This window comes from Pseudomonas sp. Z1-14 (assembly GCF_051132005.1).
In the GTDB taxonomy this organism is placed as follows: domain Bacteria; phylum Pseudomonadota; class Gammaproteobacteria; order Pseudomonadales; family Pseudomonadaceae; genus Aquipseudomonas.
This window is the reverse complement of sequence record NZ_CP071646.1, coordinates 1,599,581-1,624,267: the sequence shown is the minus strand read 5'-3', so window position 1 is coordinate 1,624,267 and position 24,687 is coordinate 1,599,581. Positions and strand designations below refer to the sequence as shown.

General features: G+C 60.2%; 20 protein-coding genes. All 20 read right to left on the bottom strand.

Annotated features, from left to right (window positions below; genetic code table 11):
* Positions 1–30: 30 nt before the first annotated feature.
* Positions 31–375 (bottom strand): Hpt domain-containing protein, encoded by a 345-nt coding sequence (locus tag J3P89_RS07585; RefSeq protein WP_434572634.1) that lies wholly within the window; start codon positions 373–375, stop codon positions 31–33.
* 31 nt (positions 376–406) lie between these two features.
* Positions 407–2,113, bottom strand: a complete 1,707-nt coding sequence (locus tag J3P89_RS07580; protein WP_434697174.1) for an ATP-binding SpoIIE family protein phosphatase — start codon at positions 2,111–2,113, stop codon at positions 407–409.
* A gap of 5 nt (positions 2,114–2,118) precedes the next feature.
* Positions 2,119–2,424 carry an STAS domain-containing protein gene (locus J3P89_RS07575; RefSeq protein ID WP_258648063.1) on the bottom strand — a complete coding sequence of 102 codons (306 nt, stop codon included), beginning with the start codon at positions 2,422–2,424 and terminating at the stop codon, positions 2,119–2,121.
* Positions 2,425–2,526: 102 nt separating this feature from the next.
* On the bottom strand, positions 2,527–2,976 hold the full coding sequence (gene fliJ / locus J3P89_RS07570; protein WP_434629236.1) for a flagellar export protein FliJ: 450 nt from the start codon (positions 2,974–2,976) through the stop codon (positions 2,527–2,529).
* A gap of 6 nt (positions 2,977–2,982) precedes the next feature.
* The gene (gene fliI, locus J3P89_RS07565) at positions 2,983–4,341 is read right to left on the bottom strand and encodes a flagellar protein export ATPase FliI (protein WP_434572630.1); all 1,359 of its coding nucleotides are present in this window, start codon (positions 4,339–4,341) and stop codon (positions 2,983–2,985) included.
* Positions 4,331–5,161 (bottom strand): flagellar assembly protein FliH, encoded by an 831-nt coding sequence (gene fliH / locus J3P89_RS07560; RefSeq protein ID WP_434697173.1) that lies wholly within the window; start codon positions 5,159–5,161, stop codon positions 4,331–4,333. The genes fliI and fliH overlap by 11 nt, the downstream gene beginning before the upstream one ends.
* Positions 5,162–5,168: 7 nt before the next feature.
* Positions 5,169–6,188 carry a flagellar motor switch protein FliG gene (fliG, locus tag J3P89_RS07555; RefSeq protein ID WP_007958288.1) on the bottom strand — a complete coding sequence of 340 codons (1,020 nt, stop codon included), beginning with the start codon at positions 6,186–6,188 and terminating at the stop codon, positions 5,169–5,171.
* Positions 6,181–7,965, bottom strand: a complete 1,785-nt coding sequence (gene fliF, locus J3P89_RS07550; protein ID WP_434629230.1) for a flagellar basal-body MS-ring/collar protein FliF — start codon at positions 7,963–7,965, stop codon at positions 6,181–6,183. Before fliF ends, fliG begins: the two co-directional genes overlap by 8 nt.
* Before the next feature lie 15 nt (positions 7,966–7,980).
* On the bottom strand, positions 7,981–8,307 hold the full coding sequence (gene fliE, locus J3P89_RS07545; protein ID WP_434697172.1) for a flagellar hook-basal body complex protein FliE: 327 nt from the start codon (positions 8,305–8,307) through the stop codon (positions 7,981–7,983).
* 232 nt (positions 8,308–8,539) lie between these two features.
* Positions 8,540–9,928 (bottom strand): sigma-54-dependent response regulator transcription factor FleR, encoded by a 1,389-nt coding sequence (fleR, locus tag J3P89_RS07540; RefSeq protein WP_434697171.1) that lies wholly within the window; start codon positions 9,926–9,928, stop codon positions 8,540–8,542.
* Between the two features lie 4 nt (positions 9,929–9,932).
* Positions 9,933–11,141: a sensor histidine kinase gene (locus J3P89_RS07535; protein ID WP_434697170.1), complete on the bottom strand. Its 1,209-nt coding sequence runs from the start codon at positions 11,139–11,141 to the stop codon at positions 9,933–9,935.
* 110 nt (positions 11,142–11,251) lie between these two features.
* The gene (locus tag J3P89_RS07530) at positions 11,252–12,727 is read right to left on the bottom strand and encodes a sigma-54 dependent transcriptional regulator (protein WP_434697169.1); all 1,476 of its coding nucleotides are present in this window, start codon (positions 12,725–12,727) and stop codon (positions 11,252–11,254) included.
* A gap of 174 nt (positions 12,728–12,901) precedes the next feature.
* Positions 12,902–13,198, bottom strand: a complete 297-nt coding sequence (locus tag J3P89_RS07525; RefSeq protein WP_305499599.1) for a flagellar protein FliT — start codon at positions 13,196–13,198, stop codon at positions 12,902–12,904.
* An 11-nt stretch (positions 13,199–13,209) separates the two neighbouring features.
* On the bottom strand, positions 13,210–13,605 hold the full coding sequence (gene fliS / locus J3P89_RS07520) for a flagellar export chaperone FliS (RefSeq protein WP_434697168.1): 396 nt from the start codon (positions 13,603–13,605) through the stop codon (positions 13,210–13,212).
* A 130-nt stretch (positions 13,606–13,735) separates the two neighbouring features.
* Complete coding sequence (gene fliD / locus J3P89_RS07515; RefSeq protein WP_434697167.1) at positions 13,736–15,166, bottom strand: flagellar filament capping protein FliD; 1,431 nt, start codon at positions 15,164–15,166, stop codon at positions 13,736–13,738.
* A gap of 83 nt (positions 15,167–15,249) precedes the next feature.
* Positions 15,250–15,615, bottom strand: coding sequence for a flagellar protein FlaG (locus tag J3P89_RS07510; protein ID WP_434697166.1), 366 nt, complete (start codon positions 15,613–15,615; stop codon positions 15,250–15,252).
* Positions 15,616–15,687: 72 nt separating this feature from the next.
* On the bottom strand, positions 15,688–16,536 hold the full coding sequence (locus J3P89_RS07505) for a flagellin domain-containing protein (RefSeq protein WP_434697165.1): 849 nt from the start codon (positions 16,534–16,536) through the stop codon (positions 15,688–15,690).
* Positions 16,537–16,811: 275 nt separating this feature from the next.
* Positions 16,812–17,738 (bottom strand): ketoacyl-ACP synthase III, encoded by a 927-nt coding sequence (locus J3P89_RS07500; RefSeq protein ID WP_163006878.1) that lies wholly within the window; start codon positions 17,736–17,738, stop codon positions 16,812–16,814.
* A 331-nt stretch (positions 17,739–18,069) separates the two neighbouring features.
* Positions 18,070–20,976 (bottom strand): TIGR00180 family glycosyltransferase, encoded by a 2,907-nt coding sequence (locus tag J3P89_RS07495; protein WP_434697164.1) that lies wholly within the window; start codon positions 20,974–20,976, stop codon positions 18,070–18,072.
* 62 nt (positions 20,977–21,038) lie between these two features.
* Positions 21,039–24,620, bottom strand: coding sequence for a glycosyltransferase (locus J3P89_RS07490; RefSeq protein ID WP_434697959.1), 3,582 nt, complete (start codon positions 24,618–24,620; stop codon positions 21,039–21,041).
* Positions 24,621–24,687: the final 67 nt, after the last annotated feature.

Below are 24,687 nucleotides of genomic sequence, written 5' to 3'. Positions count from 1 at the left end.
GGATGGGCCAACGCGCCGAACAACAACTTTTTAACAGTGAAAGCCTTCGCGCTCTTCCTTGCAAAGCTTTCGAACGTAGGTAAATTCGCTGTTGATCTCGCTGACCAGTTTCTCGATTCCACCCAGCGAGGGCTGCTTGGCGCGTTGTTCCAGCTCGCCGCACAGTTCAGCCAGGCGGATGGCGCCCATATTGCTGCTACTGCCCTTGAAACTGTGGGCGGTGGCGCTCAATTGCTCCGCATCCCTGGCCTCAAGCAACACACGCAGGCGTGCCTCGGAATCGTTGAGGAACGTATCCAGCAATTCCGGATACCCTTCCTCCATGACTTCCTTCAACGTGCTGAGCACGTCCCGATCCAGATGAATCTCGCTCACTTGTTCGCTCCTTGATCAAGAATGGCCCCGATTATGCCAGAGCCTCCCAGAAAAACTCCACGCGCGCACTACGACCATCGTCGGACCAACTGGCCTCGTGGCATAGCTGGCGCACCAGGCTCACACCGCGCCCGGATAACCGGTCACGATCCACAGGCCGGGCCAGCACACGGCTGACATCGAACCCCTGGCCGCTGTCCTCGACCTCAATGACCAGGCGCCCACCCTCCCCTTGGGGAGTCACGTGCAGATGCACGCGGATATGGCCGCTGTCCAGCTCATCCAGACGGATGCCGCGCTCCGTATAATAGCGGGCAAAACCCGCCGCATCACGCTTGAGGCCCGAATCGAGCCCCAGTACGCCGTGCTCCAGTGCGTTGGAGTAAAGCTCCGTGAGGACACTGTACAAGGCGCCACTCTGGCCCCTGAGCCCATGGACCTCAAGCAATAACTGCAACAGGTAAGGCATCGGGTTGAAGCGCTTGAGCGTCTGTGCGCGGAACTCGAAACTCACCGACCAGTCCAGCGGGCTCGACTGGCCGCTATCGGAATAGACCGGTGGCGGCGGACTGAGTTGCGTCGGCGCGACCAACCGCACCTCGACCATGCTGAAGTCGTCGCGGGCCTCGCCGCGAAAATCACCGAGGGCCTGCTGGATATCTTCGAACAGTCGATCGGGCTCGCGGTTGGCCGCAAACACCTGCTGCAACCTTTCCACGCCAAACGGCTGATCATCGCGGTCGCTGGCTTCGATGACGCCGTCAGACAACAGGAATACCCGGTCGCCCACCGACATCGGATGCACTTCAGTGCGATCATCAAACAGTTGCGGCGTGAGCACGCCCAACGGCAAGTGCCGCGCCGGCAACGGCGTACGCACGCCACTGAGGCTGTCATGCAGGTAACCATCGGGCATGCCGCCGTTCCAGACTTCGACGGTGCAGCGCTGGAAGCTCAGGCACAGCAGCGTTGCGCAACAGAACATGTCCACTGGCAGGATGCGCTTGAGCTTGGCATTCATCTCTCGCAGGATCTGCGCCAGGCCGTAGCCTTTCGCGGTCATCCCGTAGAACACTTCAGCCAGCGGCATCGCCCCGACCGCCGCCGGCAAGCCGTGGCCGGTAAAATCCCCAAGCAGGATGTGCATGTCACCAGCCGGGTTGAAGGCGGCCAGCAGCAGATCGCCATTGAACAAGGCATAGGGCGATTGCAGGTAACGGATATTCGGCGCGCTCAGGCAACCGGAGTGGGCAATCTTGTCGAACACCGCCTTGGCAACCCGCTGCTCGTTAAGCAGGTAGTCGTGGTGCCGGGCGATCTGGTCACGTTGTTGGACCACCGTGGCCTGCAACCGACGCAAGCGGTCCATGGCCTTGATCTTGGCAGCCAGGATCACTTGGTTATAGGGCTTGGCGAGGAAATCGTCACCGCCAGCCTCCAGGCAACGGGCCAGCCCTTCGCTTTCGGTCAACGAGGTGAGGAAAATGATCGGAACCAGTTGGTCCCCGGCCAGTTGCTTGATCTGCTGCGCGGCTTCGAAGCCATCCATGACGGGCATCATCGCGTCCATCAGCACCAGGTGCGGACGCTGCTCCCGGTAGACTTCGACCGCCTCGGCGCCATCCGCTGCGGTGAGCACCTGATGGCCTTGACGGCGGACGATGGTCGACAACAGCAGCCGGTCGGCGGCGCTGTCTTCGGCAATCAGGATCGTCAGCGGCTCCGGCGACGATTGCATGGTAATCAACTGATATCGAACAACTTGTCGAAATTGGAAATCGCGAGGATTTTCTTGACGTCGCTGCTGCTGTTGACCACACGGATATCCGACTCGTCGCCACCGGCATGATCGCGCAACAGCAGGAGCATGCCCAAGGCAGAGCTGTCGAGGTAGGTGGCTTCTTTCAAATCCACCACGATGGACTCAGGCTTCGTATTGAGCTTTTCGTAAGACTCACGAAATTCCTGGTGCCGGCCAAAATCGAATCGACCTTTGATCGAGATCGTCAGCTTTTGTCCATCTGGGGACACTTCAGTTACGACAGACATATTCACTTCCTTGTCGTGGACATATGTGTACAAGGTGTAGCATCAGGTAGAGGTCTGAGCAAGGAATCAAACCCTCCAACCGACAGAATTCCGCTTTCATGTTCAATACGGATCATGGCGCGGCAGACGCTGAGACAGTTCATCAAGCAACTTCTGCTCGCGCTTGTCTTCCAGCTGCCGAGCTTCATCGATATAACGCTGTACAAGTTTGCGCAGCCCTTCGACCCGGGCGAAGGCTTCCTGCCAGCTCTGGCGAGCCTTTTCCAGGTTGTTCTGGTGCCAGACGAGGCTTTGGCGCTGCTGATCGATCGCGGTGCCCAGCTGTGCGAGGAACCCCTGGTAGCCCAACAGCCATTGCCCGGAAACGCCATGGCTGCCGCGGGCGATCCACTGCTCCTGGTATTCGAGACGAAAATTCTCCAGGTCGGCCAGCTTGCTCTCGGCCACGACCACTTGTCCCTGGAAATAAGCCAGCCGCTGAACGGCGGTCTTCTCGGCTTTTTCCGCCATGTCCACCACCGGCGCCAGGCGCGCCGCACGACTCGTGGCCATAGGCGGTTATCCGCCCGCGACGGGGGCGAAGATGGTTTGCAGGTGCGCTTCGCTGGCGGCCATGCCGATGTTGTCGTTCAAGCCTTGGCGCAGGTAGACCGCCATGGCCGGATAAAGATTGATGGCCATGTCGGTTTCACGATCACCGCCAGGCACATAGGCGCCCACGCTGATCAGGTCGCGACTCTGCTGGTAACGTGACCAGTATTGCTTGAACTGCTGGGCGCGCTTCATGTGCTCGGCACTGATGACCGACGGCATGACCCGGCTGATCGACGCTTCGATATCAATCGCGGGATAATGCCCTTCTTCGGCCAGGCGCCGGGACAGCACGATGTGGCCGTCGAGTACACCTCGGGCCGAGTCGGCGATCGGGTCTTGCTGATCGTCACCCTCGGACAGCACGGTGTAAAAAGCGGTGATGGAACCGCCGCCCTTCTCCGCGTTACCGGCCCGCTCCACCAGTTTCGGCAACTTGGCAAACACTGAAGGCGGATAACCCTTGGTCGCCGGCGGCTCGCCGATGGCCAGGGCGATTTCCCGCTGGGCCTGGGCGAAACGGGTCAGCGAATCCATCAGCAACAGGACGTTCTTGCCCTTGTCGCGAAAATACTCGGCGATGCGCGTGCAATACATCGCGGCACGCAGGCGCATCAACGGCGCATCGTCCGCCGGCGACGCCACCACCACGGAACGCTTGAGCCCTTCTTCGCCGAGAATGTGCTCGATGAATTCCTTCACCTCGCGGCCCCGCTCGCCGATCAGCCCCACCACGATGATGTCGGCTTCGGTAAAGCGAGTCATCATGCCCAGCAACACACTCTTGCCCACCCCGGTACCGGCGAACAGGCCCAGGCGCTGACCGCGACCGACCGTCAACAACCCGTTGATACAACGAATGCCCACGTCCAGCGGCACGCTGATCGGGTCACGCTTGAGTGGGTTGATTGTCGGGCCGTCCATCGGCACCCAATCTTCAGCCTTCATGCCACCCTTGCCGTCCAGGGCCCGCCCGGCCCCGTCCAGCACTCGGCCGAGCATGCTCATGCCCATGGGCAGCCGACCGGTATCGGCCAGCGGAACCACGCGGGCACCGGGCGCGATGCCGGCGACACTGCCCACCGGCATCAGAAATACTTTGCTGCCGGAAAAGCCCATGACTTCGGCTTCGACCTGCACCGGGTGATAACTGTCATCGTTGATCACCATGCACCGGCTGCCCATCGCAGCGCGCAAACCTTCCGCTTCGAGGGTCAGGCCGACCATGCGCAGCAGGCGCCCTTCGAGGATCGGCTGGCCGGCCAGTTCAGTGGCCTCGGCGTAGCTGCCCAGGCGCTTGCCGAAGCTGGTGCGGTCAAGGCGCATTACGGCCGTCCAGTTCAGGAGCAATCAGTTCGGCCGCGTCCGGGTCAACGATGGCGGCGGCCTCCGGTTCGTCCGGCAACTCCAGGCTCAGGTCGGCCGGAGCCGGATGCAGGGCCTGCTCGTGCAATTGGTCGAACAGCTTGGCCATGACCTGGCTGATACGTGTTTCGACTGTCGCATCGATGCGGCTGTGCTCGGTTTCCACCCGGCAACCGCCGGGCAGCAAGGTTTCATCCTCGACGATGCGCCAGCTTTCCTCGTGACGCTCGCGCAAGGCCTTGACCAGCTCGAAGTCCTGCGGATTGATGTACAGCCGCACGTTGCCCACGCCCAGGGGCAGAAGCTTGAGGGCCTCGCGCATGACATGCTCGATCTGGCTCGAATCGATGGCCAGCTCGCGCTGGATCACTTGCCGGGTGATGTGCTGCACCAGCCCGACCAGGGATTTCTCGATTTGGGTGTCCTGCTCGGCGATGGGTTCGAACAGGTTCAGCATCAGCGATTCCAGCGCCCGCAGCTTGGCCGTCAGCGCCACGTCGGCTTCCTGGCGGACCTTGAGCGTGGTGCTGTGGAAGCCTTCCTTTTCGCCGATGGCGAAGCCCTCGTTGTAGGCCTCCTGGCGAATGCTCTCGACTTCTTCGAGGGTCAGCGGCTGGACTTCCTCCAGCGGCACCTCTTCCATCTCCGGCAACTCTTCCACCGGTGCAGGCTCAGGCTCGGGCACAAAGGGATCGAAGCTGGGCAGCGACCAGACGTCGAAACCACCGACGTCGCGGGCGCGGATCAGGTCGCTGGGTGAATCATCGCTCTTGGCAGACATAACGACCTTAGATCATCTCTTCGCCGCCCTTGCCACCGAGCACGATTTCTCCGGCTTCGGCCATACGGCGGGCGATGGTGAGGATTTCCTTCTGTGCGGTTTCCACATCGCTGACGCGCACCGGGCCCTTGGCCTCGAGGTCGTCGCGCAACAGTTCGGCCGCCCGTTTGGACATGTTCTTGAAGATCTTCTCCTTGACGCCTTCGTCCGAACCCTTGAGGGCCAGCACCAGCACATCGGAGGACACTTCGCGCAACAGTGCCTGGATACCGCGGTCGTCGACATCGGCCAGGTTGTTGAAGACGAACATGAGGTCTTCGATCTGACCGGACAGGTCTTCGTCGACTTCGCGGATCGAGTCCATCAGTTGACCTTCGATCGAACTGTCGAGGAAGTTCATGATGTCCGCCGCGCGCTTGATACCGCCCAAGGTGGTGCGCGAAGCATTGGAGTTGCCCGAGAACTGCTTCTCGAGAATCTGGTTCAATTCTTTCAGGGCCGCCGGCTGCACGGTGTTCAACGACGAAACCCGCAGGATGATGTCGAGGCGCACTTTATGGTCGAAGTTGCCGAGCACCTCACCGGCCTGGTCCGGATCGAGGTACGCGACGACGATCGCCTGGATCTGCGGGTGCTCGTAACGGATCACGTCGGCGACCGCGCGCGGCTCCATCCACTTCAGGCTGTCCAGGCCGCTGGTATTGCCACCCAGCAGGATCCGGTCGATCAGGCCGTTGGCCTTGTCCTCGCCCAGGGCCTGGGTGAGCATCTTGCGCACGTAGTCGTCGGAACCGACGCCCAGGCTGGTCTGATCGCCGACGATGTCGACGAACTCGCTCATCACCTGCTCGACCTGCTCGCGGTGCACATTGCCCATCTGCGCCATGGCCACGCCGACGCGCTGGACCTCTTTGGGTCCCATGTGGCGCAGCACCTGGGCGGCGTCCGTCGAACCCAGGGACAGCAGCAAAATCGCGGCTTTGTCGACCCGGGACAATTTGGCAACAGCGGCTCGATTATCACTCATCTGCGTTAATCCACTCTTTCACGACCTGGGCCACACGACCCGGATCCTCTGCCACCAGACTCTTGATGGCGTTCAACTGAGCGTCATAGCCTTCGCTCGGGCTTGGCAGCAGAATGCTCTGCGGCCCGCCGAGGCTGACGCGATCGTTGGCCAATTCGCCATCCAGGCCGCCCATGCCTCCCAGCTCTACATCGCCCAAGCCTGCCAGCTGCTTGTTCTTGCCGCCACCGGTGATGTTGTTGAGCACCGGACGCAGCACTCCAAATACCAGTATCAGGATGAACAACACACCCAATACCTGCTTGACCACATCCCAGAACCAGGGTTGCGAATAAAACGGGATATCGGCGATTTCTTCACCGCGCTCCAGGGAGAACGGTACGTTGATCACGCTGACGCTGTCGCCACGGCTGGCGTCGAAACCGACGGCGTCCTGCACCAGGCGAGTGAAGCGCGCCAATTCGTCGGCGGTCCATGGCGCGCGGCTGGTTTCGCCGTTGGCCGGGTTGACCTTGACCTGATCGTCCACCACTACTGCGACAGACAGGCGATTCAAACGGCCCTGCTGCTGCTTGGTGTGGCTGATGGAACGGTCGAGCTCGAAGTTCTTGGTCGATTGCTGACGCTTGTCGGCCGGGTACGGCGCGAGCATCGGCTGGCCGGTGGCCGGGTCCATGATCTGCTGGCCATTGGCGTCGATCAGCGGCTGGCCTGGCTGCACCATGCCTGCGGCGGCGGTAGCGCCACCGGTGGTTTGCGGCGCGCTGGCCGGTGCTGGTGGCTGGTTGCTCAGGGCACCCGGTACACCTTGCGGGCCATTGCTGGCGGTCCGTTGCTCGTTCACCGACTGCTCGCTGCGCAACGCCGGTTGATCCGGGTTGAACTGCTCGGAAGTCGATTCGACGGCGCTGAAATCCACGTCCGCCGAGACTTCGGCCTTGTAGCGGCCGTTGCCGAGGATCGGTTGCAGGATGTTGTGCACCCGCTGGGTAAACATGCCTTCCATGCGGCGGCTGTAATCGTATTGCTTGCCGGCCATGGTCAGTTCGGAATTTTCCGCCTGGTCGGACAACAGGTTGCCCTTCTGGTCGACCACGGTGATCTGCGACTTGCTCAACTCGGGAACGCTGGTCGCCACCAGGTTGATAATGGCAACGACCTGGCCTGGCTCAAGCGAGCGGCCGGAATACAGTTCGACCAGTACCGAGGCACTCGGCTTGCGCTCGTCGCGCACGAACACCGAGCTTTTCGGGATCGCCAGGTGCACGCGGGCACCCTTGACGTTGTTGAGGCTGGAAATGGTCCGCGCCAGTTCGCCTTCCAGGCCGCGACGATAACGAGTCGCTTCCATGAACTGGCTGGTGCCCAGGCCCTGGTCCTTGTCGAGGATCTCGAATCCGATATTGCCATCGGTCGGCGTCACGCCGGCGGCAGCGAGCTTGAGGCGCGCGCGCGCGACGTCGTCGGCCTTGACCAGCAAGGCGCCGGAATTGGGTTCGACGGTATAAGGAATGTCGGCGGAAGCCAGGGTTTCCATGACTTGTTTGGCATCCATGCCCTCCAGGCTGCCGTACAGCGGACGGTAGTCCGGCTGCTGGGACCAGAGGACCACGGCGAAACCAATCGCCACGCTGGCAGCCAGGCCGACCAACAGGCCAACCTGACGCAGCATGGTCATCTCGGAGAGGTTTTCCAGGAAAGACAGGCCGAACAACGGCGGTTTGCCGTCTACCGGAGTTGCCTTGGCTGGAACGTTATCAACGGCTGCTTCTGCCATGACTCAATAGTTTCCTTAGACCGGCATCTGCATGATGTCTTGATAGGCTTGAACCAGCTTGTTGCGAACCTGGGTCAACGCCTGAAACGAGACAGTGGCTTTCTGCGAAGAGATCATTACGTCCGTCAGGTCGACGCCACTTTTGCCAATCTCGAAAGCACTGGCCAACTGGTTCGAAGCCTGCTGGGTATCGTTCACTTTATTGACGGCCTGACCGAGCATGTCGGAAAAGCTGCTGCCGGCCACTTGGGGCACCGCGACCGATTTAGGCTGGGCCATGGCGTCCATCTGCATGGAGCGCATGTCCAGCATCAACCGGTTAAATTCAATACCTTGGCTCATGATCTATTCTCTCTGGCGGCCCGCATTTTTTTGACACTTACTCAGCGGGTACGTAGGTAGTAGCAACAAGGGTGCCAGCTCCGTGGCCGTCGGAAACAAATGCGCGCGCGGATCCTTCCAGGCTTCTGTGGGAGCAAGCCTGCTCGCGATAGCGGTGTGTCAGCCGGCGCCCACGTCGCGAGGACTATTGTCTTCGCGAGCAGGCTCGCTCCCACAGGGTTTGTTTAATGCTTCAACTGGCGAAGAGATAAGCCTCTACATCCATCCCGGCATCACGCATCTGCGCCAGCTTGTAGCGCAGGGTCCGCGGGCTGATACCGAGGCGCTCAGCCGCCTCCTTGCGTCGGCCGCGTTCGGCGCGCAGGGTGTCGATGATCATTTGGAATTCGCGACGGCGCAGGTCATCTTCCAGGGCGCCGGCGGTTTCCCCCATCACTTCCCCGGGAGGAATCTGCACCGGGGCGGACTGCAACACCGGTAAAGGCGCGCAGGCCACCGGGCCGGCCAGGCAGAAATCTTCCGGCTGGATCAAGCCGCCCTGCTGCAGGATCAGCGCCCGCTGGATGGCGTTGTCCAGTTCACGGACATTGCCCGGCCAGGGATAGGCGATCAGACAGGCCTGCGCCTCGGCGGACAACCGCGCCGCCGCGTGCTTCATTTTATTGACGTGTTTGGCCAGCAGGCGCTCGGCCAGCGGCAGGATATCGGCGGTGCGCTCACGAAGTGGACGCCAGGCCAGCGGAAAAACCGACAGTCGGTAATAAAGGTCTTCACGAAAGCGCCCCGCCGCTACTTCCCCGGCCAGGTCGCGGTTGGTCGTCGCCACCACGCGAATGTCCAGGCTGATGGGCTTGCGCGCGCCGACCCGCTCCACTTCCCGCTCCTGCAAGACGCGCAGCAGCTTGGCTTGCAGGCCCAGCGGCATCTCGGAAATTTCATCCAGCAGAATGGTGCCGCCATCAGCCTGCTCGAACTTGCCAGGCTGGGCCGCGATAGCGCCGGTAAACGAACCTTTCTCGTGGCCGAACAGTGTCGCCTCGAGCATGTTGTCGGGAATCGCCGCACAGTTGATGGCAATGAACGGTTCGCTGGCGCGCCGGGATTGCTGATGGATATATCGGGCCAGGACTTCCTTGCCCGTGCCGGATTCGCCGGAAATCAGCACGGTTGAATCACTGCGGGCCACCCGCGCGGCCAACTCCAGCAACTGTGCACTGGCCGGCTCGATGGCCACCGGCCCCTCGCCCTCGACGGCGGGGCTGCCCAAGGCATGGCGAGCCACCAAGTCCAACAGCGCCTTGGGCTCGAACGGCTTGACCAGATAATCCGCCGCCCCTTGGCGCATGGCATCCACCGCCCGCTCGACGGCGCCGTGGGCGGTCATCAACAGGACTGGCAGTTGCGGCTGGCGTGCGCGCAGAAGGCCGAGCAATTGATGGCCGTCCATGCCCGGCATATTGACGTCGCTGACCACCAGGCTGAATGGCTCACGGGCCACTGCGAGCAATGCCTCTTCCGCCGAACCGACAGCGGCATAATCATGCCCGGCCAACAGCAACGTATCGGCGAGTGCTTCGCGTAGCGCGCGATCATCTTCAACCAGTAGAACCTTGGTCGCCATTTGCTCACTCCACCCCTTGCGCGCTGGAAAACAGCGGCAAGCACACCGTCGCGCACGTACCGCGCCCCAGCCGCGAGCGCAGCCGCAACTCGCCCTGATGGGCACGCGCCACCGCCTTCACCACGGTCAGGCCCAGGCCGGTCCCAGTGGTCTTGGTGGTAAAAAATGGCTCGCCCAGACGTGCCAGCACGGACGGCTCGATACCGCTGCCGCTGTCGCTGACACACAGGCGCAAGGTGTTGTCGCGGGTATACAGGTGCACTTTCAGACGGACATCAACGTCACTGGCCTGAATCGCGTTTTCAATAAGATTTAATACCGCGCCAACCAGCGTGTCACGGTTGCACAGCACCTCGCCCGCATGACTGTCGCACTGCCAGCGGATCGACACGCCCTGCACATGAGTCAGTGCTGCGGCCTGCAAAGACTGCAGCAGCACCTTGGGCGCGACGCGGTCGGTCAGCGGCAACTCGCCGCGGGCGAACACCAGCATGTCGCGCACCTGGTGTTCCAGCTCATGCAAGCGCTCCTTCAAGCGGCCGGCAAAGCGCTGCTGGGTCTCCATCGGCAGTTGCTGCTCGGTCAGGTGGCTGGCGTACAACAACGCGGCGGACAGCGGCGTACGGATCTGATGGGCCAGCGACGCGACCATCCGCCCAAGGGAAGACAGACGCTCGTGGCGGGCCAATTGGTCCTGCAAGTGACGGGTTTCGGTCAGGTCGTTGAGCAGCACCAACTGTCCGGGCTCGGCATCCAGCGAACGGGTCGAAATGGACAACCGTCGACCATCCTTCAGGGAAACTTCGTGGCCGTCGTCATCGCGGGGCGCGAAGCAGCGAGCGATGACGTGCCGCCAGAGCTGGCCTTCCAGAGGCAGGCCGAGCAGCTCGCACGCCGCCGGGTTGGCTTCGCGCACAAAGCCATGGGCATCGATGACAATGACGCCGCCGGGCAGGAGGTCGAGCAGATTCTGCAGCCGGTTGGCCAGGCGTTCTTTTTCCGCCAGTTCCTGCATGCGTTGGGCACTGACCACCGCCAGCTCACCCTTGAGCTCGGTAACCCGCGCTTCAAGCAGGCTATAGGAGTCGGTCAACTGGCTGGACATCTGGCTGAACAGCGAAAACGCCTGTTCGAGTCCAAGCCGGCCAGCCTGTTCGGCGGACGGCATATGTCCCGGCTCGGGGACAGAAGACATCAGGGCGGCTTGGGTCATCGTGCTCTCTCGCTTGGCTGACCGTCAGTTAAACGGAACGTTGCGAGAGCTGTAGCAATACCCGTGCCGAAAAAAAACCGCCTGAAAATCAGGCGGTTGCAAAACAGGCGTCAATCATCCGCCTGTTCATCTCCTTCGCGGCGGCTCATGCCGTACTTGCGCATCTTTTCCACCAGGGTGGTTCGACGAATGCGCAAGCGCTCTGCCGCGCGGGCGACGATGCCGTTGGCGTCGTCCAGAGCCTGCTGGATAAGGCCTTGCTCCAGGCCGCCCAGGTAATCCTTGAGGTCCAGGCCTTCCGGCGGCAGCAAGGCATTGGTGGTGAAATCCGGCGTATGGCCGTTGATCGCCACCCGCTCTTCCAGGTCGCTGCGCAGGCTGTCGACCATTTGCTCGTCTTCGTCATCGACGTAGCGGAATTTCTTCGGCAGCTCATTCACGCCGATCACACCGTAGGGGTGCATGATCGCCATGCGTTCCACCAGGTTGGCCAGCTCGCGGACGTTGCCCGGCCAGCCGTGACGGCAGAGGGACATGATCGCCGCCGAGTTGAAGCGGATCGAACCACGCTTCTCATGCTCCATGCGCGAGATCAGCTCGTTCATCAACAGCGGGATGTCTTCGACCCGCTCGCGCAACGGCGCCATTTCGATCGGGAATACATTGAGACGGTAATAAAGGTCTTCGCGGAAGCTGCCGACCTCGATCATGGTCTCGAGGTTCTTGTGGGTCGCGGCGATGATCCGTACGTCGACGCTCTGGGTCTTGTTGCTGCCCACGCGCTCGAAAGTGCGCTCCTGCAAGACGCGCAGCAGCTTGACCTGCATCGGCAGCGGCATGTCGCCGATTTCATCGAGGAACAGCGTGCCGCCATTGGCCAACTCGAAACGCCCGGCGCGGCTGGTGATTGCACCGGTGAACGCGCCCTTCTCGTGACCGAACAATTCGCTTTCGAGCAGCTCGGCGGGAATCGCCCCGCAGTTGACCGGCACGAATGGCGCTTCGCGGCGCTTGGAATGGTAATGCAGGTTGCGCGCGACCACTTCCTTGCCGGTGCCGGATTCGCCGAGGATCAGCACGCTGGCGTCGGTATCGGCCACCTGCTGCATCATCTGGCGCACGTGCTGGATGGCACGGCTGGTGCCGACGAGGCTGCGGAAAAGGTTGGGTTCGCGATGCCGGCCGCGCTCACGCGCCTGGTCGTACATTTCGCGATAAACCTGGGCGCGGTGCAGCGAATCGAGCAATTTGCTGTAGCTCGGCGGCATCTCCAAAGTGGAAAGTACCCGGCGGCGCTGGTCTTCCGGCAGGTCGAGGGAAGAATTTTCGCCCATCAGCAAAACTGGAAGGAACTCATCCCAGGTCGAGAGTGTCTTTAGCAAGCCCAAAAGCGACGCGGGAGCATTGACCGTCCCGATAAGGACGCAAATGACTTCACGACTGGACGACAGAGAGCCGACAGCCTGCTGCCAATCATGGCTACTGCAGGGTAAATTTTCTTCGCCAAGAAAATTCAGGATCACCGCCAGGTCGCGGCGGCGGACGCTATCGTCATCGATCAGGAGAATTTTGGTTTCACGCCACATGCAATAGCAACTTCCCTAGTCAACTCAGTGCCCGGATTTGGGGGCAAGCTAGACGCTTGCAGACTTGTCATGCCTGTAGACGCCTGAAATCTGTAAACAGCCACTAGTTAAGTCAAAAAATCGTGCACAGTCAAATTTATGGCGCACTTTGTTCGGTATTAACTGAAAATTAAATCAGCCGAACAAGTGATAAACCTTCGCCGCGTTCTGTGCCTGATGAATCTGCGACATTTCGCTCACGATTGCCTGACGCTCGCCCGTCGCCGCTTCCAGCAACTGGCGATAAACCCCCAGCAGTTCTTCCAGATTATTACGCAACGCCGCCTCGTCCACCTCGGACTCGCTCAAGACGTCCTCCATGCAGGAACGACACGCCAGGTCCAATTGACCAATGGCTTCCCAGTTACGTTCAGCCAAGGCACCAACCAGGGCATCACGGGTTTGTTCGATTCGCTGCAGGACAAGACTCATGAGAGCACTCCTTAGAATTGCGGACCAGGCGTGGCGATGGCATCCCAACCTTCCTTGACCGTGCGAAGCAGATCGGCGACTTCGTCGAGGATCTTCGGATCAGCCTTTACGTTGGCTTCGGCCAGGCGTTTCATCATGTAGGTGTAGAGCGCATCCAGCTCGGCGACCGACTCGGCCTGGTTTTCCAGGTCGAGGCCTTCACGCAGGCCACCGACGATGCCGATGGCCTTGCCGATCAATATGCCTTTTCCGGCAATGTCCTTACGCTCCATCGCACCTTTGGCCTGGGCGATACGGTCCAGACCACCTTCCATGAGCATTTGCACAAGACGATGGGGACCTGCTTCGGAGGTTTGCGCCTGAGCACCAATTTTCTGGTATTGGCGAAGGGCTAACATCGGATTCATGTTCTACCTCATCAAAAATTCGGTTCGTATAAACAGCGTATCGACGTCGCGTCAAAAAACTTTAGATCGAAAAAGCCGAAAGCCCGGGAGCGCCTTGCGACGTTTCCGGGCTTTTTCGTGTCAGCTGGAATCAGCTGTTTCTTTGCTGCGCGTTCATCGCTTCGAACATGGAGGTGATGTTGTTGGCGGTGGCTTTGAGCTTGCCGACCAGGGTATCCATGTCGTTGTACTTCTTGGTCAACACTGCGGTCAGGTTCTCAACCCGACGATCCAGGGCTTCCTGATCGTTCTTCAGTCGCGTCTGGGTCCTGGTCAACGCCGTAGTCCGCTGATCAAGGACACCGCCGGGCTGACTGAAGGGCAGGATCGCTTTTTCCATGCGCTCCAGCAAGCCGTCAGGTCCGGTGAACATCGTCTGGACCTCACCACTGAGCTTTTTGTCAGTCATTGCTGCAGTGAATTTGGTGCCATCGAAGTTCAACGCACCGGTCTTCTGATCGGTTGTAACACCCAGTTGGGCCAGCGACGTCAGCTTGTCGCCAGCGCCTGCTTCTGACAAAGGACCGCGCATCGCCGCCAGGAGCGAGCGAGGCAATGCGTCACCGGTCAACTTGGCCGGCACCGTCGGGTTACCATCATCATCGAGCGACGGCTTGGTCAGCGCGGTGATGCTGTTGGCGACCGCGTTATAGGCATCGACGAATTTCTGGATCGAGGCTTTCAGGCCATCATTGTTCGGCGCCACGGTAACTGTAGAAGTTGCGTCCGTCCCTCCAGCCACCAGGTTCATGGTCAAGCCGGAGATCGCCTGGTCAACCTTGTTGCTTTTGCTGGTCAGTTCCATGCCATCGACGGAAAACTTGGCATCGACCGCCACGGCACCGATGGCCCCAGCCGAAGTGGCCGTCATCGGACTGCCAGGCGTACCCACGACATTGGTCCCATCGATCTCCAACCCGGCAATGCCACTGACCGAAATGTCGGAGCCGGCGCCGGTAGTACTGGACCCCAGCACCAGGCGAGAACCGAAGGAGTCGGTCACGATGTTGGCACTGATACCCGCAGCCTTGAGCGAAGAATCAGCGTTGATCGAATCACGAACCGATTGCAGGGTCGAGCCGTCCGGCACCGCGAGGGTACGATCGACGCCGTTCTGCTTGATGGTCATGGTGCCAGAGGGAATGGCACTGGTAGTGCCGCCGGCAAAGGCTGCACTGGCGACCTTGGACGAAGTGGCGATATTTCCCACTTTGATCGTGTACGTGCCGGCGACCGCCGAGTTGGTGGCGGTGGCGGTTACAAAATTGGTGGCAGAAGAAGTTGCGGCAAAACCCGAAAACGCTGGATTGGTCTTGCTTGACAGCTCCGTCATCGCGGACCTGAAGGCGGCCAGCAAAGACTTCAGGCTTCCAATCCCGGAGATGTTATTGCTCGTGGTCGTCGTTGCACGGGTGATCTGGCCTTGCTTGGCCGCTTTGTCAGAATCCACCAGCGCCTTGACGATTGCACCGGTATCAAGGCCTGAGCCTAGACCCAGTCCCGGAAGAATTGGACTTGCCATTGTGATACTCCCTTCAGTATGTCGCCGGCCTTTTGGCCAATACAACGCCCAAAAGAATAGAGCAACAAAATTCGTGCCAGCTGTCAGGCTTCAGCGCTGAACAACAAGCTGTTTGCATCATTTAAACTGTGGGCCAATTTCAGAACTTCTTCGTTCGGGATCTGACGAATCACTTCACCGGAACCACTGGCAATCACTTTGACGATTACTTTGCCAGAAGGCTCATCAATAGAGAACTCCAGGTTACGCTTGACCGACTGGACGAACTTTTCGATTTCCTGGACGGCTTTCTTCAGTTTGTCCTGCTCGGCGGCAGCGTCTTTCGGAGTTTCCTTGACCGGTGTCAAAATAGCCACGTCAGCCTGAGGCTTCTCCACTGGCTTGTCGACCACTGTAGGCGCCGGCTTCGCCGCTGGATAAGACAAGTTCAGCTTCACGCTCATATCCATGTCCATCACCTCTTGAACGGAAAAAGCGAGAGAGCACGCAAGCGCACCCCCCCGCTAAAACTCATCCGGCTATTACTGAAGCAGCTTCAGTACAGCGGATGGCAGTTGGTTGGCCTGAGCCAGAACCGAAGTAGACGCTTGCTGCAGAGTCTGCTGCTTGGTCAGTTGTGCAGTTTCAGCAGCGAAGTCGGTATCTTGTACGCGACCCAGTGCAGCACTGGCGTTTTCGTTGATGTTCTGCAGGTTGGAGATGGTGCTGGAGAAACGGTTTTGTGCAGCACCGAGGTCGGCACGAGCACTGTTGATGGTATCAATTGCGCTGGTGATTGCGCCCATGGCGGCCGAGAAGTTGGTCTCGGCAGTAGCGCTGTCGGAACCAACGATGGTGATTGCCGAACCGACACCCAGGCTCGTAGCGTCGAAGCTGGCGCTCAGGGTCAGGGAGATCTGGTTGTCAGCACCGGTGTTCGAACCGACCTGGAAGGTCATGGTGCTGGCGGTACCGTCGAGCAGGTTCTTGCCGTTCAGGTTGGTGCTGTCGGCGATACGGGTCAGTTCGTCGCGCATTTGCGAGAACTCTTTGTTCAGAGCGATACGGTCGTCTGCGCTGTTGCTGTCGTTACGGGCCTGGATGGCCAGTTCACGCATACGTTGCAGAATGTTGGTTTGCTCTTGCATCGCGCCTTCAGCGGTCTGCGCCATGGAGATACCGTCGTTGGCGTTTTTGATCGCCATGTTCTGACCGCGGATTTGCGAGGTCATACGGGTAGCGATCTGCAGGCCGGCGGCGTCGTCTTTGGCGCTGTTGATTTTCAGGCCGGAAGACAGGCGGGTCATCGAAGTGGACAACGCATCGGAAGCCTTGTTCAGGTTCTTCTGAACGTTCAACGATGTGACGTTAGTGTTTACTGTTAAAGCCATGACGAATTCCTCGTTGGGTGGGTACTGCGGCTTCCGGCCCTGGCAACCGCCGGGTGTGGCCTAGAGAACCTTCGTAATAGTTATCGTCGGATTGGGAACTTGCTTGAGGGCTTTTTGCAAAAAATTTACTAGCAGTCTGCCACCCCCGTAAAAACAAAGACTTACCGGCCAATAAAAGCCCGAAAAATGGCGTCAAGAAAACCTGCGACGATCGCCAGGCAAAAAAATAGCGCCCCAGGCCAAGCCTGGAGCGCCATTCAGAGACCCGCGCGGGCTCAGTCGCGATAGAGAATCGCCGACCCCCATGACAGGCCCACACCGAAACCGCTGATCGCCACGCGCTTCCAGTCAGCGTCCAGCACATGCTTTTCCAACAGCAGCGGAATGCTCGACGACACGGTATTGCCGGTCTCGACCATGTCCTTGATGAATTTCTCGGGTTCGCCCTCGAAACGCCGCGCCACGGCATCGACAATCGCCGCACTGCCCTGGTGGATGCAGAACGCGTCGATGTCGCTGGCTTGCAGCGAGGATTCGTTCAGCAGCTCGTGCAAATGCGCCGGCACCTTCAGCAAGGCAAAGTTGAACACCTGGCGACCGTTCATGAAAAACACCCCGTCGCTGACCTTCAGGTGCGGCGCGCCAGAACCGTCGGTGCCGAACTTGGCCTTGCCCAACTGCCAGCTGGCGCCTTCAGCCATCCAGGTGGCCGTGGCGGCATCGCCGAACAGCATAGTGGTGTTGCGATCTTCCGGGTCGACGATTTTCGAATACGGGTCGGCTGTAACCAGCAGCCCGTTCTTCAGCCCTGCAGCTTCCATGAAGCCTTTCAAGGCATAGATGCCGTAGACGTAGCCCGAGCAGCCCAGCGATATATCGAACGCCGCCACATGGGTCGGCAGGCCAAGCTTGTCCTGCACGATTGCGGCGGTGTGCGGCAACCCCTCTTCATCGCCGTTCTGGGTGACGACGATCAACGCGTCGATCGACTCGCGCGAAAGCTGCGGGTTGTTGGCGAACAATGCGTTCACGGCTTCGACACAAAGGTCCGAGGTTTCCTGGTCTGCGTCTTTGCGCGGCAGGAACGCCGAACCGATCTTGCCAAGGATGAATTCTTCATCCTTCTCGAATTTGGCACCCTGAGCGTAGTTATCCACACCAGCGGTCGGCACATAACTCGCTATGCTTTTTATGCCAATCATCATGGCTTCCCGATCATGTACTGCGACTAGGTTCACCCCCGAAAGCTCAGGGGCGCTAAAAAAATGGTTGATTTCCAGGGGCGGACGCCTTGTCCAGCGAACGAACAGGCCTCCACTCCGGGGAATACAATACAGTGAAGATGCACTTTGTGACCTATGCGTCACGCCGTTTTGTCCTGAAGGAGCATTTTTTCATGACAAACGCAGCCGCGTCACTCCCGCAATGGTGCGCGATGTCGGCAGGAAATCCTGGGGAATGGTGGTGAAAATCCGGCGAAGGCGCCGGCAGGTTTTACCTGCCGGCTTGGCTGGGAAGCCTCGCAAGGCAGGGTTATGCGGCAGGCTCGTCCAACAAGTCGGTCCACGGTACGTTGCGCACCGGGCCCAAGGTGAAACCGGCACCGTCCAGTGCCAGGTTGCCGTTGTAGAAACGATCCTGGGCAAACGCCTCGGACCACTTGGCGCGCAGCGCCGCCAAAGTCTCAGGCGTACTCGCCAGCACACCGGGCTGGATGACCAGCACGTGTGGCGTCCATACCGTCAGGTAGCCGGCCTGGCCAACCCTGAGGCACAGGTCGACATCACCCAGGGCCTCGTTGAACAACCCGCTGTCTACGCCGTCGGCAGCCTCGAACAACTGCTTGGAAATCATCAGGCAGGCAAACGACACTGCCGAACAGTTCTGCTCGACCACCAGCCTGTTCATGTAGCCTCTGGCGTGCTTCGGCTCGCCGACGAAGGCTGAACCCACTGCGTCATTCAAACCCAGGATCAGGCCGGCCTGGGTAATACGTCCGTCGCGCTCGATCAGTCGGGGACCGACCACGCCGACTTCCGGACGCAACGCCTGGTTGAGCAACGATTCGATCCAGTTGACGTTGACCATTTCGCTGTCAGCCGCCAGGGTAACCAGGTAGTCGCCCTTGGCCTCCTGGCTGGCAGCGTTGATCAGCGACCCGGTCGCGACGCCCGCTTCGATATCCAGCAAACGAACGCGACTGGCCTGGTGCCCCTGGCCGTCGAGCCAGGTGCGCAGCACGGAATGGTTTGCCGCGCCGGTAGGCACCAGTACCTCATAGCGCTGATAGCGGGTGCGTTGCAGCACGCTGAGCAGGCAGCGTTGCAATACCGGAAGGTCAGCACTGCCATGGACGATGATCGACACCAGCGGTCGCTCGGTAAAGCGGTAGTCGATCTTGTGCGTACCCGTTATGACCGCGCTCACGTCCGCTTGATAACCACGAACCGCCAGATGACGCAGCAATGTCTTGCGCTCATCGACGTTGTCTTCCACCGGTGGCGCCTGGCCTATCAGCAGGGGCTCATTGAGGTGGGCAAGCCCTTCAAGGCCGTCCTGCTCGATCAGACGCAACAGCAGGTCGAACTCCATCGCTTTCTTGAACTCGCGGTAATAACCGCCGAGCTTCACCAGCGTCTCGCGGCGTACCAGCCAGTGACGGGCCATCAACGCCGGGTAGTTTTGCAGCAGGTCAAGGTTGAAACCGGGCCGGAAGATATCGGCCAGTGTTCCATCAGGCTGGCGCTGCAACTCATCCATCGCCACGGCCTGGCACTGTGGAGCGGCGAGCAATTCCACGCTCGCCCTGAACAGGCCACCCGGCGTCAGCTCATCGCCGGCCTCGGCCATGACCATCCAGTCGCAATCGCTCTGGTTGACCACCTGGTTGATTTTGTCGACGTAGTTGCTTTCGTTGACTTTGACGAAGTGCAGGACGTTCTGTGGCGTCGTCTCGGCCGGCAAGTCACCGGTGGTAAACACGACAATCTTGAACGCCCGGCAATAGCCATTGATTACGCTGTCGAAGGTGGCCTGCATCTTGAAGATGTCGGCGTCAAGGTCGAGGATCAAAATGCCAAACGTAGGGCCGCCGTTACGGGCAGCCAGGTACTTGGAGACTTTGCGGGCTTCACTGGCGCTTGGTTCGCGCGCCTCGAGCCAGCGCAGCAGCTGGCCGGAACGCGAGGCATCGAACAAGCGCGCAGTATTTTCAAACGCCGCCGCCTCGAGCCGTTGCTTCCACGCCTGGAGCATCTGCACGTAGCGCTCGTCACCCTTGGCCTGCATGACTTCAAGCAGTGGTTGCAGCAGATCCTGGTTGAAGGCATAGCTCAGGAAGGCTCTGGCCAGCTGTTCATCAAGCGGCTCGGCGCTGGTGTTGCGCTGGGGGCGAGACAGCTCTTTCTGCTTGAGCATGACGGCTTCCAGTTCCTTCAACTGCACCAGCCCGCTCGGTGCCGCATGAAGCAGGAATTCCAGTGCGGTGAGGACGTCAAAAAAAGCCTGGTTATAGAACGGCAGCTCAACGTATTGCGTCGGTTCGAAACGCCGCACCGGTTCGCCACGTCGCGAATCCCAGATCGACTCGAACAGCTTTCCGGCCTGCGGCACCGAGCGCTCGTCCAGCTTCTTGACGATCGCCTTGGCGTATTCGCGCACCGACTCATCCGGGCCGAGGGCACTGGCCAACGTCGTGGCCAGGCGTTCCTGTTCAGCGACCGCCAGCATGTCCTGGGCGCCAGGCGCCACTGCGGGAAGGCTTCGCGGCTTCGCCACGCGATTGCGCTCATGCAAACCGTAGGGAATGTCCAGCAAGCGGACCCTCGCCTGAGCCAACACCGCCAGGGAGTGGCCGGCTTCCTGTAACCGCGAATCAAAATCGGCGGGCAACGAAGCGTAACTGCGCCGCAGGGTTTCAGTGCGCGTCAGGGCGTTCACCAGGGACGGGCAATCCTCGGCAAACACTGCCAGGCGGGCTTGCACCGATGCGTCGCAATAGTCTTCACAGCCCTTGCGGTCGAGCAAGTAATAGTCGACACGGTCGGCATGGGCCTCGAACGCCAGGCTGTAGCCTTGGCAGGCGCTGTAATCGGTCTGGGTTTCGAGGAAACCCAGCGCCTGTTCGAGTGCCTGGGGCAACAGGAAACTCTCGACATCGACGATCGCCACGTAAGGCGTGGCGACTCCCTCGACGGCCTGGCGAACCTTGTCACCAAAACCCTTCGCGGCGGGCGCGTGCAGGTATTGCACGGTGGGAAATGCTGCCCCGATATCAGCTTCGATCCGGCTCGACGAGTCGACAACCAGCAGTGCGAACGAACTGTCGCGGTAATAGCGCAACGCTCGCCGCAGGGCAGTCGACTGGTCGTGAGCGAGCAGCACCAGGGTAATCCGTTCATTCAACGGCGCAGTCGATCCGGTTGAGACATTGCTTTGCATATTGATTCCTTAACGAGTGGGTGGCCGCATCAGCGACGCCGGAGTTTCGAGCTTGCAACCCATCAATCCGGCAACCATCCATTGGCCCAGTACTGCAGGTTATCGCCGCGCAAGATAAAGTCGCGCAGCACCACTTCACGTAATTCGTCGCCCATCCGGTAACTGGCAATTGGATCCGCCAGGTGCATGCGGATGGCCTCAAGCCATTCTTCGGTGCTGTTGCTGAGGACCCGTGTGCAAGGCAGGTGCCCTCGGTAAGCTTCGGTATCCGAACAGATGACAGGATAGCCGCACGCGCCGTACTCCAGCAGGCGCAGGTTGCTTTTGCAGTCGTTGAAAATATGAAATTCCAGCGGTGCCAGGGCCAGGTCGAGATTGAGGCTGGCAAGCTTCGCCGGATAAGCCGCCAGGCTCACGCCGGGATGAAACTCATGGATATAGGGCTTGAGCAGATCCGGGCACATGCCAAAGAAAACCCATTCGACTTCATCGGCCAGTTCCCGCACGACATCGGCGATGAGTTCCAGGTCGCCACGGTGGCTGGTGCCGCCGCCCCAACCGATACGTGGCTTGTTGGAGGTTGCCCGCTGGGGCCTGAGTTGGTTCCACAGGCCGGCAGCCAACATGTTCGGCACGACGCGAATGTCGTGGTGCATGCTGGACAAGACGTCCGCCAGTGGATGGGTGGAAACCACCACCCGATCACACAGGGCAATCCCTTTGCGCAGCAAGTCCTCGAGGTTGTCCGGCATATTACGACGGTGTTCGTTTTTTTCCGGAACCTTGGCAATGTAGTCATCCAGCTCGTAGATGCGCATGGCCTTGGAGTAAGTCTTGACCTGGGCGATGTCCTTGAATTTGCCGACGTTATAGCGACCTTGAAGAATGATCACATCCGGTGACTGGCGCTCGATGTCGATGATCGAGGGCGTATCGTAGGCGACACGCCCGACGATTCGTCCCGCTGCTTCGAGTTCGAACAACGGTTGGCTGACCCGGTAATGCCCTACCGCCGAGGTATTCACCGCAAGCCCGAGGATCGAAGGTACGTTGCGGGTGATCAGCGGATTCCATCCGGTACGTGGGCCGGGCTCCAGACTGAAACTTTTCCCGGTCAGGGTCAGGTTATGGTTGTAGGCCGGATCGTTGGCGATCCTGGGCAACCAGCGCTGATAGAACGCCTCCTGTTCATGCTCCAGCCGCTGCTTCCAGGAAGCATCGCGGCTGGCTTCCACGCCGGACGCCAGGACAACGTCACAGTAAGGCGTGGTGACGATCAGGTAACCGTTTTTACCGACTTGTTGGCATAACTCCAGAGAGTTGATGCGCTGCGTTGTGATCGATTCATCGAACCCACCGGCCTCATCCAGGACCTGCTTGCGCACCAACAGGCAATGATCGCCGATCGCACTCCAGTTCTGCACAGCCTGCAAGCGCTGCATATAGCCGCCGGACGTTACCGATTCGTTGACGAACGCCCTGCCCGCCAACCCACCCAGCCCCATGATCATGCCGGAGTCGATGACCCGGCCCTGCAGGTTGAGTGTACGTGGGCCGACGATGCCGACCTCGGGACGTTGGCCATGATTGAGCAGTTCGTCCAGCCAGGCGGCTTCCAGCACGACGCAATTGGGGTTGAGCAACAACAGGTATTCGCCGCGAGCCTGTTGCGCGGCAAAGTTGCGGATCACGGCTTCGCTGGCATGTTCGGAATGAGCAAATATTCGCAGCTTTTCACTGCCCAACTCGGCCATCGCCCGCAGCCAATGCTGCAACTCGGGATCTTTACTGGCGTTGTCGACAATGATTATTTCGTAGTGCGGATACGCGGTGAGACTGATCAGGCTGTTGACGCAACGCTCCAGCGCGCCCAGGTCATCCTTGACGCTGATGATGATCGACACCAGCGGTCGCTCGGAGAACAGGTATTCGATGCGCGGGATCAACGCCAGGAGCGGCCCGGGATGCAGCTGGTGGGGCACGCCGATACGCGTCAGGTGGGTGGTGGTCAGCCGGGCGTTCTGCTCGATGACTTGCGGTAGCGACAGCCACTGCGCAAACGAAAACGTCGACTCGACCTGGACCTCCGGAATATGGCCGATGACCTGCGGCCCGTCCGTTTCCACCAGTCGCCAGATCAGGTCATGGGGCGCCAGTTCGCCCAGGCTCGGATCGAATCCACCCGAGGCGAGGCATCGCGCACGCTCGAAAGCCAGGGTCCGACCGACATAAGGATAACCGCGCATCAGGTCGAGGTTGAAGTCGGGCTTGAAGATTGGCTCCGCCGACCTGTCATCCACCAGCGCGCCTTCATCGCTGTAGATACAGGCAGCCGCCGGCGAGCTGACAATCCGGTCGGCCAATATCAGCAGCGCCGAATCGGTCAAGCGATCGCCGGCACGCAGCAAATAGAACCAGTCGGCGCCGTCCAATTGCGGCAGCAGCCCATTGAGCTGCTGCGCCCAGTCCGCTTGCAGGCCGAGGCGCAGCACATGGTTGTCCAGCGCCTGGCGACCGTTGGATAACAGCAGCACCGATTCGCAGGCATAGGTTTGGGCGGAGATACTCTGCAGGGTAATACCCAACGCACCAGGATCGTCCTGCTCGTCGATGATGACGGGCACGATCATCGGACGATAGGCCCAACGGGCTATCTGGCGGGACAGGACCTGCTTGCGCAATGGGCTGAAACGCCGACATTCCAACCACTGCACATAGAGGTCCGCGTAGCTTTCGATGTCCGTGCCGACTTGCGAACCGATGACACCCTGCCGAGTCGCAATGACCGAATAGACGTTGATTTCTTCCCACTCGGAGGGACCTTGCACCTTGTCCCGCTCCAGAGCCTGGTAGCGCACCCAGCCACTGGCGGGCGCCGGCTCGCTGCCGCGCTGGGCGAGCATTTCCTTGAGCCATGTCAGCTCCACCGTGGCCGCCTCAAGCATCCTGGCCTGACGCGCGAGACGGTCCGGATGCAAGCGCTGGCCACTGCCCTCGGCATACAGCTGGACCAGATTGCCCCGGCGCAACAGGCAGATGAACAAGGCAAAATCGAGGATCGCCTCAAAGCCTTCACCGGGCCGCGCCAACGCTGGCAGCAAGGCCTCGACATCGGTGCGGCGCATCAATGCGCCGCTCAAACCGCCGAGAATGTTACGGGTGGTTTTTTCAAAATACGCCAGCATGTCGCTGCCGTTGAACATCGCATCGAACTGCGTGATGCCGGTGTTTTCAACGCGGATCGGCAGGGCAAAGTTGTCTGCATCGATTAAATGATGCTTGTTGATCACCAGCGATACTTGCGGATGCTCCTGCAGAATGTCGGCCTGCTGGCTGACGCAGTGCGCCAGCAACTGGTCGTCATCGCAAAGGAACTTGATGTACTCGCCCCGCGACTCATCAAGGCAGCGCAACAGGTTTTGCTGGAACCCCAGCCGAGTCGGGTTGGGCAGGTAGCGCAACGCAACCTTCGAGTCGACGCCGACGTCCTGAACGATCCGCTCGATTTCATCGGTACGGCAGTCGTCGCAGATGACGACCTCAAGGTTTTCGTAGGTCTGCTCGAGCGCGCTTTGCAAGGCGAGGCGGAAAAAGCGTGGGTTGAACGCGGGGATGGCGATGCTGACAAGAGGAGCTGATTTCACACGCATGGCTCTCAACCGGTGGGCGTCAACTCAGGCGAGAGCAGGACGTCCTGAATCGTACAGAGGG

What these genes read in the sequence shown, in the direction of transcription:
- J3P89_RS07580 (WP_434697174.1), bottom strand. Translation starts at nt 2,113, where the DNA reads ATGCAATCGTCGCCGGAGCCGCTGACGATCCTGATTGCCGAAGACAGC.
- fliI (WP_434572630.1), bottom strand. Translation starts at nt 4,341, where the DNA reads ATGCGCCTTGACCGCACCAGCTTCGGCAAGCGCCTGGGCAGCTACGCC.
- J3P89_RS07500 (WP_163006878.1), bottom strand. Translation starts at nt 17,738, where the DNA reads ATGATTGGCATAAAAAGCATAGCGAGTTATGTGCCGACCGCTGGTGTG.
- fliE (WP_434697172.1), bottom strand. Translation starts at nt 8,307, where the DNA reads ATGAGCCAAGGTATTGAATTTAACCGGTTGATGCTGGACATGCGCTCC.
- J3P89_RS07535 (WP_434697170.1), bottom strand. Translation starts at nt 11,141, where the DNA reads ATGACCCAAGCCGCCCTGATGTCTTCTGTCCCCGAGCCGGGACATATG.
- J3P89_RS07495 (WP_434697164.1), bottom strand. Translation starts at nt 20,976, where the DNA reads ATGCAAAGCAATGTCTCAACCGGATCGACTGCGCCGTTGAATGAACGG.
- fliG (WP_007958288.1), bottom strand. Translation starts at nt 6,188, where the DNA reads ATGAGTGATAATCGAGCCGCTGTTGCCAAATTGTCCCGGGTCGACAAA.
- J3P89_RS07530 (WP_434697169.1), bottom strand. Translation starts at nt 12,727, where the DNA reads ATGTGGCGTGAAACCAAAATTCTCCTGATCGATGACGATAGCGTCCGC.
- fliF (WP_434629230.1), bottom strand. Translation starts at nt 7,965, where the DNA reads ATGGCAGAAGCAGCCGTTGATAACGTTCCAGCCAAGGCAACTCCGGTA.
- J3P89_RS07575 (WP_258648063.1), bottom strand. Translation starts at nt 2,424, where the DNA reads ATGTCTGTCGTAACTGAAGTGTCCCCAGATGGACAAAAGCTGACGATC.
- fleR (WP_434697171.1), bottom strand. Translation starts at nt 9,928, where the DNA reads ATGGCGACCAAGGTTCTACTGGTTGAAGATGATCGCGCGCTACGCGAA.
- J3P89_RS07505 (WP_434697165.1), bottom strand. Translation starts at nt 16,536, where the DNA reads ATGGCTTTAACAGTAAACACTAACGTCACATCGTTGAACGTTCAGAAG.
- fliD (WP_434697167.1), bottom strand. Translation starts at nt 15,166, where the DNA reads ATGGCAAGTCCAATTCTTCCGGGACTGGGTCTAGGCTCAGGCCTTGAT.
- fliS (WP_434697168.1), bottom strand. Translation starts at nt 13,605, where the DNA reads ATGAATCCGATGTTAGCCCTTCGCCAATACCAGAAAATTGGTGCTCAG.
- J3P89_RS07525 (WP_305499599.1), bottom strand. Translation starts at nt 13,198, where the DNA reads ATGAGTCTTGTCCTGCAGCGAATCGAACAAACCCGTGATGCCCTGGTT.
- fliJ (WP_434629236.1), bottom strand. Translation starts at nt 2,976, where the DNA reads ATGGCCACGAGTCGTGCGGCGCGCCTGGCGCCGGTGGTGGACATGGCG.
- J3P89_RS07510 (WP_434697166.1), bottom strand. Translation starts at nt 15,615, where the DNA reads ATGGATATGAGCGTGAAGCTGAACTTGTCTTATCCAGCGGCGAAGCCG.
- fliH (WP_434697173.1), bottom strand. Translation starts at nt 5,161, where the DNA reads ATGTCTGCCAAGAGCGATGATTCACCCAGCGACCTGATCCGCGCCCGC.